The organism is Rheinheimera pacifica, from assembly GCF_900108485.1.
GTDB lineage: Bacteria > Pseudomonadota > Gammaproteobacteria > Enterobacterales > Alteromonadaceae > Alishewanella > Alishewanella pacifica.
On the sequence record NZ_FNXF01000024.1, the window covers coordinates 23,858 to 38,969 of the forward strand.

Annotated in this window: 12 protein-coding genes; 4 read left to right on the forward strand and 8 right to left on the reverse strand. The window is 48.3% G+C overall.

The window, feature by feature from the left end; all coding sequences use genetic code 11:
• Positions 1–4 precede the first annotated feature (4 nt).
• Positions 5–2,503, reverse strand: coding sequence for a TonB-dependent receptor plug domain-containing protein (locus BLW68_RS19665; protein WP_092796888.1), 2,499 nt, complete (start codon positions 2,501–2,503; stop codon positions 5–7).
• A gap of 215 nt (positions 2,504–2,718) precedes the next feature.
• On the opposite strand from BLW68_RS19665, the gene BLW68_RS19670 reads away from it, so the two are divergent.
• Positions 2,719–3,891 (forward strand): cystathionine beta-lyase, encoded by a 1,173-nt coding sequence (locus BLW68_RS19670; RefSeq protein ID WP_092796890.1) that lies wholly within the window; start codon positions 2,719–2,721, stop codon positions 3,889–3,891.
• A gap of 109 nt (positions 3,892–4,000) precedes the next feature.
• Here the strand turns inward: BLW68_RS19670 and BLW68_RS19675 are convergent, their stop codons facing one another.
• The 4 genes from BLW68_RS19675 to BLW68_RS19690 all read right to left on the reverse strand — a co-directional run bounded on the left by BLW68_RS19675 (position 4,001) and on the right by BLW68_RS19690 (position 8,935).
• Positions 4,001–5,650, reverse strand: a complete 1,650-nt coding sequence (locus BLW68_RS19675) for a hypothetical protein (RefSeq protein WP_092796892.1) — start codon at positions 5,648–5,650, stop codon at positions 4,001–4,003.
• Between the two features lie 56 nt (positions 5,651–5,706).
• Positions 5,707–6,300 (reverse strand): hypothetical protein, encoded by a 594-nt coding sequence (locus BLW68_RS19680; RefSeq protein ID WP_092796894.1) that lies wholly within the window; start codon positions 6,298–6,300, stop codon positions 5,707–5,709.
• A 103-nt stretch (positions 6,301–6,403) separates the two neighbouring features.
• Positions 6,404–7,255, reverse strand: a complete 852-nt coding sequence (locus BLW68_RS19685) for a hypothetical protein (RefSeq protein ID WP_092796896.1) — start codon at positions 7,253–7,255, stop codon at positions 6,404–6,406.
• A gap of 231 nt (positions 7,256–7,486) precedes the next feature.
• On the reverse strand, positions 7,487–8,935 hold the full coding sequence (locus BLW68_RS19690) for a pectate lyase family protein (RefSeq protein WP_092796898.1): 1,449 nt from the start codon (positions 8,933–8,935) through the stop codon (positions 7,487–7,489).
• 291 nt (positions 8,936–9,226) lie between these two features.
• On the opposite strand from BLW68_RS19690, the gene BLW68_RS19700 reads away from it, so the two are divergent.
• Positions 9,227–10,063, forward strand: a complete 837-nt coding sequence (locus BLW68_RS19700) for an ion transporter (RefSeq protein ID WP_092796902.1) — start codon at positions 9,227–9,229, stop codon at positions 10,061–10,063.
• Here BLW68_RS19700 and BLW68_RS19705 read toward each other — a convergent pair.
• On the reverse strand, positions 10,050–10,763 hold the full coding sequence (locus BLW68_RS19705; protein ID WP_092796904.1) for a VC0807 family protein: 714 nt from the start codon (positions 10,761–10,763) through the stop codon (positions 10,050–10,052). The two genes, BLW68_RS19700 and BLW68_RS19705, sit on opposite strands and share 14 nt — an antisense overlap.
• Before the next feature lie 68 nt (positions 10,764–10,831).
• The gene (locus BLW68_RS19710; RefSeq protein WP_092796906.1) at positions 10,832–11,575 is read right to left on the reverse strand and encodes a LytR/AlgR family response regulator transcription factor; all 744 of its coding nucleotides are present in this window, start codon (positions 11,573–11,575) and stop codon (positions 10,832–10,834) included.
• A 333-nt stretch (positions 11,576–11,908) separates the two neighbouring features.
• Between BLW68_RS19710 and BLW68_RS19720 the strand changes: the two genes are divergently transcribed.
• Positions 11,909–14,293, forward strand: coding sequence for a TonB-dependent receptor plug domain-containing protein (locus BLW68_RS19720; RefSeq protein WP_092796910.1), 2,385 nt, complete (start codon positions 11,909–11,911; stop codon positions 14,291–14,293).
• Positions 14,294–14,446: 153 nt separating this feature from the next.
• Here BLW68_RS19720 and BLW68_RS19725 read toward each other — a convergent pair whose 3' ends face one another.
• Positions 14,447–14,761, reverse strand: coding sequence for an ArsR/SmtB family transcription factor (locus tag BLW68_RS19725; protein WP_020742476.1), 315 nt, complete (start codon positions 14,759–14,761; stop codon positions 14,447–14,449).
• A 111-nt stretch (positions 14,762–14,872) separates the two neighbouring features.
• Here BLW68_RS19725 and BLW68_RS19730 point away from each other — a divergent pair.
• Positions 14,873–15,112 (forward strand): permease (locus tag BLW68_RS19730; protein ID WP_177172302.1); only part of this gene is annotated, 240 nt, incomplete at its 3' end.

Sequence of the window (15,112 nt, forward strand, 5' to 3'; positions counted from 1 at the left end):
GCTATCAGAAGTTGTAGCTTACTTTGGCATAAATTAACCGGCCTGAACGGCCATACGGTGAGTAGTTAGAGTAAGGTGTATTGCCGGTGCTGTTTAGTGACACCGGAAAGGCTTCGGGGTATTGATCAAAGATATTATCCATACCTACCGCCAGCCGCCAGCTATCAGTAACATCAAGCCTGCCCTCAATATCTACCAGTGTTCTGGCGCCCAGCGTAAAGTCAGTTGCTGCTGTGGTGCCCGGTGTTAACACTTCGCCATAACGGGTGGCCCTTAAGGTGGCGCCAACCCGCTCATGGCTCCAGTTTACAATGGCACCCAGTTTGTCTTTCGGGTTGCCTTTTTCAAAGGTTAGTACGTTTACGCGGCCAAATAACTCAGGTGCCGGGTCCAGTGCAGCCAGCTCGTCGGTTTGCGGCGTACGGGTAACTTTGGTTTCGTTGTAGTTAGCCACAAAGGTTAAGTCAAAATCGCCCAGCGCATCGGTAGGTAAAGCCCAGTTTACAACCAGATCAATACCTTTGGTTTCGGTATCTACGCCGTTAATAAAGAAGCGGCCGCCACCGATGCCAATAAAACCCTGATCAGTAAGATAATTGCGCACGTTAGCCGCGGTAAGGTTTTCTGACAGCACTATACGGTCGTCAATATCAATCTGGTAACCATCAATAGTGACCGACACATCACCAATGCGGAACACGGTACCTAACGACAGGTTAACCGACTTTTCTGCGTCCAGTGCCTGGGCGCCTAACGCTACTGCAACCGGGTCATTAACCGGAAAGGTAGTGATATCAAACGGCACACCGTTGATAAAGTTGGTTGAAGTACTGGTAAAATATTGCTGTTGCAGCGACGGTGCGCGAAAGCCATTTTGCAATGAGCCACGCAGCGCAAAGCTGTCGGTAATATCGTAGCGCAGCGCCAGTTTACCGGTAAGGTTGCTGCCAAAATCAGAGTAATCTTCTGCCCGCACTGCAACAGAACCTAACACGTTATCAGTAAGATTAGCTTCCAGATCAACAAAAACGCCAACCGATTCGCGGCTTTCATTTACCTGATTAGCCGGCCTGAAACCCGGAAACACCTGAGCACCCGATTGGGTAGGGTTGCCGTTGGGCAGTAATACACCACCGTTGATGTAAGAGCCTGGCTCGCCGGCAAAAATGGTGTAGCTTTCGCGGCGCAGTTCAACCCCCGCTGCCAGGTTAACCGGTGAAGCAAAGGCCGGTACATCGAATGACGTTACGGCAGAAAAGTTACCGACAACCTGGTCATAGTTAAAGCCACCGGCGTCAAACTCGGTTTTGCTAGCCGGGCCAATAGAGCGGTTAACGGTGTTCTCAATGGTAAATTCCATTTCGTTAAAGCCGTACACTACCGAAGCATCAAAGCTCCAGTCGCCCATGTCCCATTCATAACCCACTGCGGAGCTGGTGTCGGTAACATCTGGTGCAATAATCGGTAAAAAGCCATCCGAGTGTACTTCAATAACGTTGCGATCATCTATTGCCCGGCGAAAGAAACCGCCGGATTTTGCCGCTCTGTCCTGATAACTCAGCCAGCTGTACAGTTTGCCGGGGCCTACATTCAGGCCGGCATTTACAAACAGGGTAAACTGCTTCACTTCAGGCTCGCCGTACCAGGCGTTAAAACGTTCTATTGTTGCTTCACGCGGGTCAAATTCACCGTTTACCAGCGGATATTGCTGGCGATGATCGTAGCCACCGCGCTCGGTGCGATCAGCATCTTTATATTCAACCGCTACCGTAACAAAGCCCTGATCGGCCAGGTTAAAGCCTTTCCAGCCGGATAAGTTCATCGTTTCGCCATCGCTGACACCACGTTCTATCCGATCCGGCGCACTCCAGTTGGCACCAACCGGTGGCGGGGTAGTGGGCGTGGTGTAGTTACTTTCACGGTAACCATAAGAGGCAGTAAAATTTCCACCTTCACTGGCTTCACGCAGGCGCACGTTTAACACCCCGGCAATAGCATCCGAGCCATACTGGGCTGAGGCGCCGTCGCGCAGTACTTCAATAGCACTTACCGCACCCATGGGAATAGTATTCAGATCCACTGCCGACGAACCCCGGCCCACAGTGCCGTTAACGTTAACCAAAGACGCCGAGTGGCGCCGCTTTGAGTTAACCAGCACCAGTGATTGGTCCGGGCCCAGGCCGCGTAAAGTTGCCGGGCGAATCGTATCAGTGCCATCGGCAAGGCCTGGGCGGGGGAAGTTAAATGACGGTAACGCTACCGACAACGCCTGGTTCAGCTCTGTTGTACCAGAGCGCTCCAGCGTAACCGCGCTGACAATATCGATAGGTACGGCAGTATCGGATACCGAGCGGCCGGCTACACGGGTGCCGGTTACCACAATTTGCTCTATTTTTTCGTCTTCCGCTGCTGCGGCTGAGCCAGCTTGCTGCGCAGATAACCCCGGGGTAATCAAAACTGCAGCAATAGCCAGTGTTAATGGTGTAAGGGTAAAGTTGCGCATCTGTTTTTCTCCTAGTTATTTTCAAAACCCTAGATGTCGTTGTAACCTTTGTCAAACAAGGCTTGGTGAATTCCAGAGTTGGCTACGCGCTTCAACTATTACCGCAGCAGACGACAAGCGTTTAACCTTATGGCAATATAGCAGTTATATTGCAGACATCCAGAAGTCTTTATACCCGGCTTAAATTGAAATGGTTTACTGACAAGGGCAGAGAAATGAAAAAAGATACCCGGCTTATTCATGCTGGCCGCCGTAAAAGCTATACCGGCAGTGTAGTAAACCCGCCAGTGGTGCGGGCCTCTACCATAGTGTTTGATACCTTTGCACAGTTAAAACATGCCACGCAAAACCGCGGTAACCGGGTGCCGTTTTATGGCCGCCGCGGCACCGATACCCATTTTGCCTTGCAAGAAGCTATCTGCGAGCTGGAGGGCGGCGCCGGTTGTGCCTTGTATCCGTGTGGTGCCGCAGCCATCAGCGGGGCACTGCTGGCATTCTTAAAAAACGGCGATCATCTGTTAATGGTTGACAGCGCCTACGAGCCAACACGCAGCCTGTGCGACAAGCTGCTGGCCGGGCTGGGAATTGATATAAGCTATTACGATCCGCAAATAGGTGCGGCGATTAGCAGTTTAATCAAGCCCAATACCAAAGTGATTTTCCTTGAATCGCCAGGCTCACTAACCTTTGAAATGCAGGATATTCCGGCCATTACCGCCGTGGCGCGCCAGCATAATATCGTCACTATTTTAGACAATACCTGGGCCTCGCCCATTTTATGCCAGCCATTTGAGCTGGGGGTGGATGTGTCGGTGCAATCGGCCACCAAGTATATTGTCGGCCATTCTGATGTCATGCTGGGCATCGCCAGTGCCAATGAAAAACACTGGCCGCAACTGCGCGAGCACAGCTATTTAATGGGTTATTGCGCCTCAGCCGACGATGCCTACACCGCACTACGCGGTTTACGCACTTTGTCGGTGCGGTTAAAGCAGCACGAGCAAAGTGCACTTAAAGTAGCCAACTGGCTGGCGCAAAGGCCGGAGGTGGAAACCGTGCTACACCCGGCCCTACCAACACACCCCGGCCACAGCATTTTTCAGCGTGATTTTAGCGGCAGTAACGGCTTATTTTCGTTTGTGTTACAGCAGGGTAGCCAGCAGCAGGTAGAAGCTTTTGTTGAAGGTATGGCGCATTTTAAAATGGGCTTTTCCTGGGGAGGTTTTGAAAGCTTAATTACCGCCACAATGAAAGTGCAAAATCTGCGCAGCGCCACCACCTGGCTATACAGCGGGCCGTTAATCCGCCTGCATATCGGCCTGGAAGATGTAGAAGATTTACTGGCAGATTTGGAAGCAGCGTTTAGCCGGTTTAATCAGGCAGGCTGAGACGGAGGTTGCACCATAGACTGGCCGCTAATGCGGCCAGACGAGCGGCGTTACCAATTCAGTGTGAGAGTGCTCGTATGTGTAAGTGAGCGGCCTTCTAAAATATGAGTTATTCTGCTCGCATCTTGTTAGCAATCACTATGAGTACACCCAAAACCCCCACCACTAATGAAGCAAGCGTGAATGCAAACAGTCCTGTGTACCAATCCGCCCATGTGGGATAAGTCGCTTGCAGAAACGGCTGAACGACCAAATCGGCAAGTCCTGCTGCTCCCACTAAGCCAAACACAATAGCTAGCCACCGATCCACTCGTGCCCGTCGCTTTTCGATTCTAAAGCGGCGTTCATCCAAGTGCCATCGTGCCTGCTCCTTACCTGATGCAATGAGTCTCGTTGTGCCTGCCGCAGCCATTAAGAACTCGAGTGCTTCTGTAATCTCTCCTGCTTGGCTTGATTGATGAAGAACTGCGTCGGCGTTGGCCAGTGTTTCGTAGGCGTAAACAAGGTGTTCATCAGATTGAGGTGATCTCGCTATAGCACATGCACGGGCTATGCGCATGTTGTGATATTCAAAATGTTCTGCCCTAGCTTGGTTGTCCAGTATATTAGCCCTAGTGTTTGGATCGTTCCAAGCATTTTTGGGTGCGGAGCTTGAGCGTAGCCAAGTCCAGAGCAACAATGCTCTGTTGCCGTGAAAACAGTAATCATCGAATGGGCGAAGATCTCTTGGTAGCGGCGGAGGCTCGTCTACTCCAGCAGAACGTATTAGAATTCGGGACATTGACGGACCATACTTTTTGAATAGCTGGTCCTTGGCTTTAGGCTGCTTTGCAAAGCGCATCAAGGAAATAGATGGTCTTCCCTGCCACAATTGAATTCCTGCACTCCGGCCCCTGCTGCTCTTTACAACTACTTGTGATGCGACGGCACTTGCATAGATGGAGCGACAAAGGTCAATGGTTGCCTCCCATTCGGTTTGATCTTCCGTACCTGCGATTTGGTGTAGTCTCCATGATTCCCCTTGCAATTTAAAATCTTGCCCTTCTTTACCGAGGGAGTCGTTGAGTGTGGTTTTTGCTGTTTGTCGCATTTTCTCGATGAGCTTGCGGGTCTTTCTGCTGACGATGCTCTGCCCGCCAATGGAAACTTCAGCCTCGAATGCGTCAGGTAAAAGTCGTTCACCATCTATCCGTTGTAGTTCAGCATGCACCCAGATACGGTCAAAGTACCGCTGAAATAAGTTGACGATATCATGGATGAAATCCTCTTCTGCAAGTTGGTCCCACGACGTATCGAGTTGAAAGCAAATGGACATGATCCCGTCGGCCTGAAGCTTGAGCCACGGGTATATCGGTAGAGTTAAGTCCTCACTCTCTAGAACCAATGGAGGGAGAGCAGTGCGCAAATATGGCGGGATTTGTCTTGCCTCCGCACTTTCGATGCGACGCTCATGGAATGATAATTCCAAGCAAAAGGTAAGGTCATCAATAGCGTGCTTAGGCAACGACTCGTTGAACTTGATTGTCCAACGATTGTCCCACTGGCGTCCTTGCGGTTGAAGCCATTCGTGTTGAAACTTGCCATCTTCATCCAGATATATGACCTTCAGGTCAGAGAAGCAAACGGTCCTCGCTATACCCGATTTCAGAAGCTTAGCGGCTGTTTTAAGAAGATCTACTTGGATGACATCCAAGCCTACAGTGTAGTTGTAGAAACAGTTCACCTGCTGCACCTGCAGATTGCTTGGTTGGACTGTCATAACAAGTTCTCCGTAATATGTATGGAAGGCGCATTTTAAAGCGCTTTAGTCGCGTGTTATAAGCCAAAATGCACGCCCAATGAACTTGCTGCCCTAAAAGCACCATATCCAAATAAAGTGTAAGACCCCAAAATAGCGGAAATACTGACTACATTAAAATAATCGCCAGTTTTAGACCAATTACCCGAGTAGGCGCACTGTGAAAGATAAGTTGTTCCAGTCGCAAGTGCAGCACATAAAACGCCAAGGCAAAACAAAAGTATTGAGCAGGTTAAACTATTCGCTACCAATGCTGACGTAGTGGTCTCCCAGATTTTACCCGTAAATGCCAAAAGTGCAGCTGCGCCGCCACCGTTAATTACCATGCTGGCTTTTAAAGCCGATTGGCCTGCGTTTATAACAGATTTGAACATTTCAACGGAGTGTGCAGTTTCATTAGTAGAGTTTGCAATATTGCGGTCATTTTCGGCTTTAAACTTAGCAAGTTCAAATTCGTATTTTTCGGATTTATGAAAACTATCATTTTCAAGATGCGTGTTAAAAATCTTTAGGTAGTTCTCCATTGCATCAATGGAAAAAACCGTATGACCTTGCTCTTTGGTTTCCTGTAGAGCTTGTCTAATTTGAGTTAGCACATCGGATGCTTTCATGTATTGTTCATCTTCCTAACTTAAACGCTCTGCGTATGGACATGAGCTTGGGTGAGTCGCCGCCGCAATGGAGGACTGAAAACGGCCTGTTATGTTGATTTAACTATTTCCAATAACGCATAGGGTCATTTTGCCCCCATAAGGCGTGATAAACTTTTTCTAAAGATCTTCCCCGATAGCGGTCAACCATTTCCTTTATTACTTTAGGCATTTCTGATAAATATTTATCTTCGAGAAACTCAAGTGCAATACCTGTGCTCTTCAATTGACCGGGAAGTAGCGTTATGTAAGCGTCTTCTCCATTTCCCTCTTTTTTGTTTGAGTATACGAATGAGTCATATCCTTTACCAAGCGCCCATTTTTTTAGCTTGAATGTAAGATCTAACCAAACAATTTCTTGGTACTGAGCAATATTGAAATCCTCTCCAATTGCATGCGAACGGTCTTTCCTTTTTTTAAGTTCTTCTTTAAATAAAATATTGCTGAGATAGTTACGCTTAATGGCTTTAATATCTTTGAAAGACATTGAGTTGAATATGTGGGGAGGATGAATAACACTGTAAAACGGATGAAAAATTGCCTGAATTTCCCGTTGTTCAGAGAGCGAGATTTGGCTTTTATCGATTACCATAGGCCCTGCGCTACCTATAGGGTCATCCTCCCATAAGTCTATTAATCTTAGTGGGTTATTCGCGATAATACAGTATTCCGAGATATGAAATGTCTTTGCGTAGTTACAAAAGTCAACGAGGTGTTGTTCCAGTGATTTCTCAAGAATTACCCGACCTAAAATATCAAAAATACTTACTGAATAATCTAAATTTATCGCACAGTGTTGTTGGTGAGAAAACATACCTTCAACACGTTCTGCAGCTGCAACAGGAGACGTCCCCAAATGTCTGAAAATTTTACTGTTGAATTTTGATTCCTTCCTATCGGCATTATAAACGCGCATACGAGTAACCTTTGGTAAATTCAAATTGAAAGCCCAGCAATTTATTATAATTTTTGCAACTTTTAACTTGATAAGTTGAGTGCTTTTGTACCACTGATGCTAATGGAGTTTGTTTTTTTAAGGAACAAATAATTCGCAGCTTTTACTTGAGATAATATTTTTGTTCGCCGCTCTATTGCTGTTTCGGATGAAGGGGGGGTAAGCAGGCGGCACTGCCGCCTGCTGCTTTGGTTAGAAACTACATTTATTTACGCCGGCGTTGGCCAGTACGTGGGCTTTTACCTGGTTGGTGGGTAACAGGTTAAAGCTGTAGGGCAGGTTTAGCACAGCTGTTGGCTGTACATTTGGCCCGGCGATAATGCCATCGCTGGGGTACTCCTGCCAGGTAATATTGCTAAAGCTATTACCGCGGGTGTCCCAGTAGCCATAGCCGCTGGAATAAAATGACACTATCGGGTTTTTCGCGTTTTCAAACACATTGTTTTCAATGCGAATTACCGCACCCATGCGGCTGTTAATGCCGGTGTCCTGAATGTCGTTGTAATAGTTATTGTAAATATGGCCCTGGCCAAAGCGGAACAGCGGCAGGCGTGAATTTACCTTATGCCAGTGGTTATGGTGAAAAGTAATGCGGCGGTTGTAGTTGTCGGAATCACTGCTGCCCCATAGTGAGGTTTTCCAACTGTCGTGCAGGTAGTTGTAAGAGATAGTTACGTTATCAACGTCTTTTTTGCCGCTGATCAGCTCGTCGTAAAAATCTTTACCTACATCCAGGCTGTTATAGATTTCGTTGTGGTCAATCCAGATATTACGCGCCGGGCCTTCAAGGGTAATAGCGTCTTTATCGCCGGTGTTAACGTAGCGCAGTTTAAGGTTACGGATAATAATGTTATTGGCACGCCACAGTTTAATGCCTATACCGTCAAACAAGGCATTGTTGCCCACCCCGATAATGCTGACGTTATCCATGTCTTTTATATCGAATTTACTGACCCCACCAGAGTTAGCCGGTGTAATGGTGCCGTTAACACGGATAGTCAGTGGCCGGTTTAGATCGCGGTTTTGCAGTGCCGATACCAGCTGAGCGCCGGTGCTTACTGTTACCGTTACTGCATTGCTGCCGCTGCCGCCGGTAGTGCCGCCGTTAAGCGAAGCATACCCCTGTGGTGCTGCTGCACAAGAAGTTACCGGGCCTGGTTCAGGATCGGTCGGGTTTGGCGGGTTGCCGCCACCGGTGTTCAGATACACTTCAAACTCAGCAATACGCGGCGCACCGCTGGCGGTCAGTATTTCCAGGTTGAGTTTTTTCGTGCTTATTGTGCTGAAGTTAACCGTTCTGTTGCTGCCTATGCTGGTACCGGTAGCCAGTACTGCGCCGTTGTCATTATTTACCAGCCGCCAGCTGGTAACATTACTACCCTGCTCACGCAGTATTACCTGGTTAGCGTTGATGGCGCTGGTCCATTTAACCGACACCCGTTGCCCGCTGTTGCTGGACGGTTGCCAGTAACTTTGCAGGTTGGCGTCTTTTACATCGCCATAACTGACACCGCTGGCTTTGCTGGAACCATCTGCACCAGCGCCGGGGCCGGTAATTGCCAGGTTATTTGCCTGTGCCACAGCGCTAAATGCCAGTGCTGTAGTGAGTACTGACAAGCGTATTGATTTGCCATATTGCATTTGCCTTATCCTCTGTTGATTTTTTTTGTAGCACCGCTGTTATCGCGGGTGCGGGGTAAGCCTGCAACAGAGGCTTGATACTGGCTATGCCATATCTGGAAGCTGTGGCGGATATCAGAATTTTTCCGCAGTGATAAAACCAACATCTTGATCATAAAAGGTAAATTAAAAGTAATTTTTGGCATGTAATAAATTTATCAGGCAAGTTTTTCTGCTGACGCAGGCCTTTGGGTAATTGATCTGCCTCTTAGCTGACATACAATGGCGCAGCGATTAAATTTGAGGTGCAGCATGAGCAGTGAAGTAGTAAAAACAGCGCCGTCGGTGCGCCAGCGGTGTAAGCGTTTTATTGAAAACAATACCGTGCAGCGGCTGTTGCTGGCGTTGATCTTAATTAACGCTGCCACACTGGGGCTGGAAACTATGCCAGGCGTGATGGCCGTGGCGGGGCCGGCAATTTACCTGCTGGATACAGCTATTCTGAGTATTTTTGTGCTGGAAATTACGCTGCGGCTATATGTACACCGGCTAGCCTTTTTTAAAGACGCCTGGAGTTTATTTGATTTTATCGTAGTGTCTATTGCGTTGTTGCCAGCTAGCGGGCCATTTTCGGTATTGCGGGCGCTGCGGGTGCTGCGGGTACTGCGGGTGTTAACTTTTGTGCCATCGATGCGCAAAATTGTCGGCGCTTTGGTGCAATCACTCAATGGCATGCTGTCTATTGCTATGGTGCTGGGCCTGGTGTACTACGTAGCGGCAGTTATGGTCACCAAGCTGTTTGGCGAGGCCTTTCCTGACTGGTTTGGCAGTTTAGGCGCGTCACTCTATACGCTGTTTCAGGTTATGACGCTGGAAAGCTGGTCTATGGGCATCGCCCGGCCCGTGATGGAGCAATTCCCTTATGCCTGGCTGTTTTTTGTGCCCTTTATTCTTATTGCTACCTTTACCATGTTAAACCTGTTTATAGCGGTAATTGTTAACGCTGTACAAAGCATGCATGAGGAAGAACATCAGGCCGAACACGACGCCGATAAAGCGACGCAACAGCAACTACTGCTACAGATGCAGCAGTTACAGCAGGAACTGATAGCACTGCGCTCGCAGTTAAAAGCGCCTATTGCAGAATAAAATCTTCCAGTGACTGACCGGTTAATTTACCGATTTGCCGGAAAATATACCAAATGGAGCCCAGCAGCATAATCATGCTGGGCACCACTATTACCGGGTAGCTAAGCCAGGTCATCCGGCCCAGTTCTTCGGCATAAGCGGTGGTGCCAGGCTGGCTTACCACTATGGCTTTGGCCAGCACATAATTCAGTACCGATGACATAAAGAACGACGCCGCAACAATATAACCGGCCCGCGCCATACGCCGGTCAAACTCTGCGCTGTTATTCTGCGCCGCCAAAGCCTGATGCAGCTTTTCGGTATCCAGCAACTCGGGGTTGATCAGCAGTTTTTTTACAAAAGGATAGGGCGTGTATTGGCTTATCAGCACAATAATGCCAATTAAGCCGGGGATCAGTGCTTCTTTTATCGCAATATAAGAGGGGTCGAGCTGCAGCAAACTAATACCACCGGTCAGTAATACACTGACAATGCCCAATACCGAAAAAAAGTTAACCTTGCCGGATTGTTTTAATTCCCACACACCAAACAGCAGCGGAAATGCCAATGCCACCACCACTGCCCATACCGGCCCCAGTGCGTCTTCACCGCTCAAACGGCTTAAAATTACCGCCGGGATCACAACGTTAATTAATAAATTGCTAAGAAAGCCAGATTTTTTCTGCTTAGCAGGTGCGGTTGGGTATTGCTCAGTTGTCATGGCGCTTACCTTAATCTGTGTTGCCGGCAGTATACCAAGGTTTTGCCCTTTGCCCAGTAGCTAAGCTGTCAGGCTATCTGGCCGAACAGTTCTGCCAGTGCTGCCCGGTGGCGGCGTGACATGGTAAGCAAAGTACCACACTTTAGCACGACTTCGGCATCGCCCTTATCGCCGGGGCGTAATTCAATGATGTCGCTTTTGCGTACTATAGATGAGCGGTGAATACGGGCGAAGATGGCCGGGTCCAGTTTGCTTTCTATCGCGGCCATGGTATCGCGCAGCAGGTAACTTTTTTGCTGGGAATACACATGGATGTCGACATAGTTACCGGCACTTTCAATCCAGCTGATATCATTAACCTCAACAATACGCAACCGGCCCGGATCGCGAATAGTGATACGTTCTATATAGCCGCTGTCTTGTCCGGCCTGTTCATTACTGCGGCTTAGCTTATCAATAATTTTGCCACAGGCTTTAAACAACGCCTGCTGAAACCGCTCTGCACTAAAGGGTTTAAGCAGGTAATCCACGGCGCTTAAATCAAAGGCAGTAACGGCGTGCTCGGCATAGGCGCTGCAAAAAATAACGGCTGGCTTATTCGCCAGCTGTTTAAAGACATTAAGGCCATCGAGCCCCGGCATTTGTATATCCAGAAAAATAATATCCGGCTGATGCAATTCAGCCAGGCGCAGTGCGTCGGTGCCGTTGTCTGCTTCAGCAGCTATTTCAAATTGCTGCTGCTGACTTAAAAGGTGTCTTATGCCAGCCCTGGCTAAAGGTTCGTCGTCCACTATTAAACAGCTTAATTTCATATTCGACTCGGGAAAATTAACGGCGTGGAACAGTTCTGACCAGGTTAATGAGCGTCAGTTCCCTGTCCCATGGGGCTTAAAGGGCGCGCAGTGTAGCAGAGGCCGTTAAGTTACCAAATAGCGTTGGCCTTAATTTATGTAGCTTTGGCGGCAATTTTTACAAGTTTATACAGCATAGCGTGCCGGCACTGCATTTCCCTCTGTTTGTCACGGCAAACCCCGTATTGACGTATTTGTTCTGGTATTTGCAACAGAATATCAGTAGCGTCAGCGCCGGAAAAACCACCACTTATAACAACGGCAGTCTCATTGAAGGCTTCCAGGGGGAATAACATGCAAAAATCTATTATCGGCAAAGCAGTGCGCTTTGCTTTGCTGGCTGCGCCAGTATCTGCAGTAGGTTTCAGTTCTGTTGCAGTAGCGCAGGAAGAAACTGCCAAGGTTGAACGTATTGAAGTAACCGGTTCGCGCATTCAGCGTCAGGACATGGAAACTGCATCACCTATTACAGTAATTGACGCTGCCGCTATTCGCATGGAAGGTTTTACATCAGTGGATCAGTTGTTACAGGCGCAAACCTCTATGGCTGGCGCTGCAGTAGGTTCAACTACGAACAACGGTGCTGACGGTGTTGCTCAGGTTGACTTACGCGGTATGGGTTCGCAGCGTACGCTGGTATTGTTGAACGGCCGCCGTATGGTTAACTCAGGCTCAGGTGCTGACAGCGCAGTAGACTTAAACTCCATTCCTGTAGCGATGATCGCCCGCGTTGAAATTTTAAAAGATGGCGCTTCTGCAGTATATGGCTCTGACGCCATTGCCGGTGTAGTAAACATTATTACCAAAAAAGATTTTGAAGGCTTTCAGGTTGACTTAAACGGTAGCAGCACAGACAAAGGCGACGGTGAAACCGGTGAGCTAAGTGCATTATATGGTTTTAGCACCGACCGCGGTAACTATACCTTTGGTGCTGCTTACTCAGACCGTAAAGGCGTTATTCAGGCAGATCGAGACTGGACAGAGCCGGGTAACAGCTCGTTTATTCCAACCGGTACTCTGGGTGGCAAGGTGCAGAACGCACAAGGGGAGTGGGTAGCCCGCGGCGCCGGTTACGATTTCACTAAAGACAGCTGGTACCAAACACCAAGCAAACGTTACAGCTTGTTTGCTAATGCGACACAAGAGCTGGGTAATGACCTGGTATTTACTGCCGATGCGCTTTACACCAAACGTAAATCTGATCAGCAACTGGCTCCTCAGCCAGGCGATATTATGTTGGATGTCTGCGGTGCGCCGGGTGCTGATCTGGTTAACTGTATTACGCTGACACCTGCGATGATTGCCGGTGGTCTGGCAGCAGATGATACCGGCCGTATTAATTACCGCCGCCGTACTAACGACGTTGGCCCACGCGTATATGAGCAAGACACTGACACGCTGCGTTTATCTACCGGTTTAGCCGGTACATTGGATGTACATACCGGTATGAACTGGGATGTATCTTATACCTTTGGTAAAAACAAAGCTGATACTTCTGTCGCCAATTCAATTAACGCCGTAAATATGGCTGATTCTGTGTATGCGAATCAGGCTGCCTGGTTTAGCGGTGCGCCATTAACACCAGCGATTGTTGATGAAATCGGTTACCTGGAGCAAGCCAACGGTGGCAATAAACAACATATCGTTGCCGGTGTGTTAAGTGGCGACCTGTTTGATTTAAGTGCTGGTGCTGTAGGTTTTGCTATCGGTGCTGAGTACCGTCGTGACAGCGGCTATTACAACCCGGATCCGGTAATTGTTGCTGGTGAAGGTACTGCAGCGCAACAAGATCCTACCAATGGCAGCTACGATGTAGTGTCGTTCTATCAGGAAGTTAGCGTGCCATTCAGTGAAAAACTGACCGGTGAATTTGCGCTGCGTTTTGATGATTACTCTACTTTTGGTAAAGCCAGCACCTGGAAAGTGGGTTTAACTTATGAGTTGTCTGACGAGGTTATGTTCCGAGGTGTGGCCGCTACCGGTTTCCGTGCACCTAACGTAAGTGAGCTTTTTGGTGGTAACACAGGTTCTTATGATTACCTGGACGACCCATGGGGCAACGAGCAAGACCCGCAAATTCTGGTGAACTACACCTCAGATGCCAATCTTCAGCCGGAAGAGTCAGAGTCTTTCACTGCCGGTGTGGTGTTATCACCTGCACAAATTGAAGGTCTGTCAATGACAGTAGATTACTGGCGCTTTAAAGTATCAAACGCTATTACGCGTTTAGATGCACAAGCCGGTTTAAATAACTGTTTTGCCGGTGATATTACTGCCTGTGAAACATTCAAGATTACGCCTGAGGGCGATTTATCTAACTTTACCAACCCATTAACTAACGTCGGTAATCAGGATACCAGCGGTATTGACTTAAATATTGCCTATCGCTTTGAAGGCTTAGGTTTAACCTGGAATATCAATAACGACACCACCTGGCTACTGAAGTTTAAACAAGATGGCCTGGATTACACCAACACTATCGATGGTAACTTCGGTGGCTATGCTGAATTGCGTAACAACTTCAGCATTCAGGCAGGTCAGGGTGACTGGAGCGTAACGTACTTTAACCGTTATATCGGTAAAACAGAGTACTTAGCTGACGGTTCACGTATTGACGCCGTGCTGTACCACAATATTGCTGCCAGTTACTTTATTAGGGTATCCGGAATTTCTGGTTGATAAAATGCCAAAGATGTAAAGAAGAAAATCTTTCTCAGCGGATTATCTGATTGATCCTCTTCAGCCTACTCTACTGCCAATTTTCTGTTTCCACCTTCGCCTGAGTCTTCATAGCGATGCTGACTAGGGAGGACAGCGAGAGCTGGGCAAGCGTCAAAGCGGTTCTGGTTCATGCGCAATCCGGACACCTGCACAACATTCCTCTTGTAAGAAACCGATCAAATTCTCTAGGTGCCCATACTCGGGTATACAGACAATCGTGCGGCTATGTTTCTCCTGCCGGATCAGCCCTACCTTGGCCATGCGCGCAAGGTGATGTGATAGCGTCGAAGCAGGAATACCCAGCCCCTTCTGGATATCTCCGGCCGAAGCCCCATCATGGCCAGCTTTGACCAGAAAGCGGAACACGGACAGTCGGTGACTATTCCCTAGCTCAGCTAAGCTGGCTGCAACCTTTTCGTGATCCATAGCACGCCCCAATAATTCGATGTTTCTAGAATTATAGTTGACAGGTCGGATAAACGCAAGTAGGCTGCGTACATCATTTCGACAATACTAGAAATATAGGAGTAATATTGAATGTCATCTCAACTCCAAGACGCTCTAGGCATGTTCGCCTTTCTCGCTATCGAGCTATCGGTTTTATTCATTGGCATTAGCTTGCTGGTCGGAGTTCTTCAACGTCACATCCCACCATCCAAGGTGGAAGCGTTACTGACTTCCAGTGGGAAGCGAGGCTATTTTCTTGCTGCTGGTTTAGGAGCTATAACGCCCTTCTGTAGTTGCTCGACTATCCCCATGTTGAAAGGGTTGATTCGG

Bases quoted from the DNA above. Each gene is read 5' to 3' on its own strand.
- BLW68_RS19685 (WP_092796896.1), bottom strand. From the start codon at position 7,255: ATGCGCGTTTATAATGCCGATAGGAAGGAATCAAAATTCAACAGTAAA.
- BLW68_RS19675 (WP_092796892.1), bottom strand. From the start codon at position 5,650: ATGACAGTCCAACCAAGCAATCTGCAGGTGCAGCAGGTGAACTGTTTC.
- BLW68_RS19680 (WP_092796894.1), bottom strand. From the start codon at position 6,300: ATGAAAGCATCCGATGTGCTAACTCAAATTAGACAAGCTCTACAGGAA.
- BLW68_RS19710 (WP_092796906.1), bottom strand. From the start codon at position 11,575: ATGAAATTAAGCTGTTTAATAGTGGACGACGAACCTTTAGCCAGGGCT.
- BLW68_RS19725 (WP_020742476.1), bottom strand. From the start codon at position 14,761: ATGGATCACGAAAAGGTTGCAGCCAGCTTAGCTGAGCTAGGGAATAGT.
- BLW68_RS19720 (WP_092796910.1), top strand. From the start codon at position 11,909: ATGCAAAAATCTATTATCGGCAAAGCAGTGCGCTTTGCTTTGCTGGCT.
- BLW68_RS19700 (WP_092796902.1), top strand. From the start codon at position 9,227: ATGAGCAGTGAAGTAGTAAAAACAGCGCCGTCGGTGCGCCAGCGGTGT.
- BLW68_RS19690 (WP_092796898.1), bottom strand. From the start codon at position 8,935: ATGCAATATGGCAAATCAATACGCTTGTCAGTACTCACTACAGCACTG.
- BLW68_RS19705 (WP_092796904.1), bottom strand. From the start codon at position 10,763: ATGACAACTGAGCAATACCCAACCGCACCTGCTAAGCAGAAAAAATCT.
- BLW68_RS19670 (WP_092796890.1), top strand. From the start codon at position 2,719: ATGAAAAAAGATACCCGGCTTATTCATGCTGGCCGCCGTAAAAGCTAT.
- BLW68_RS19665 (WP_092796888.1), bottom strand. From the start codon at position 2,503: ATGCGCAACTTTACCCTTACACCATTAACACTGGCTATTGCTGCAGTT.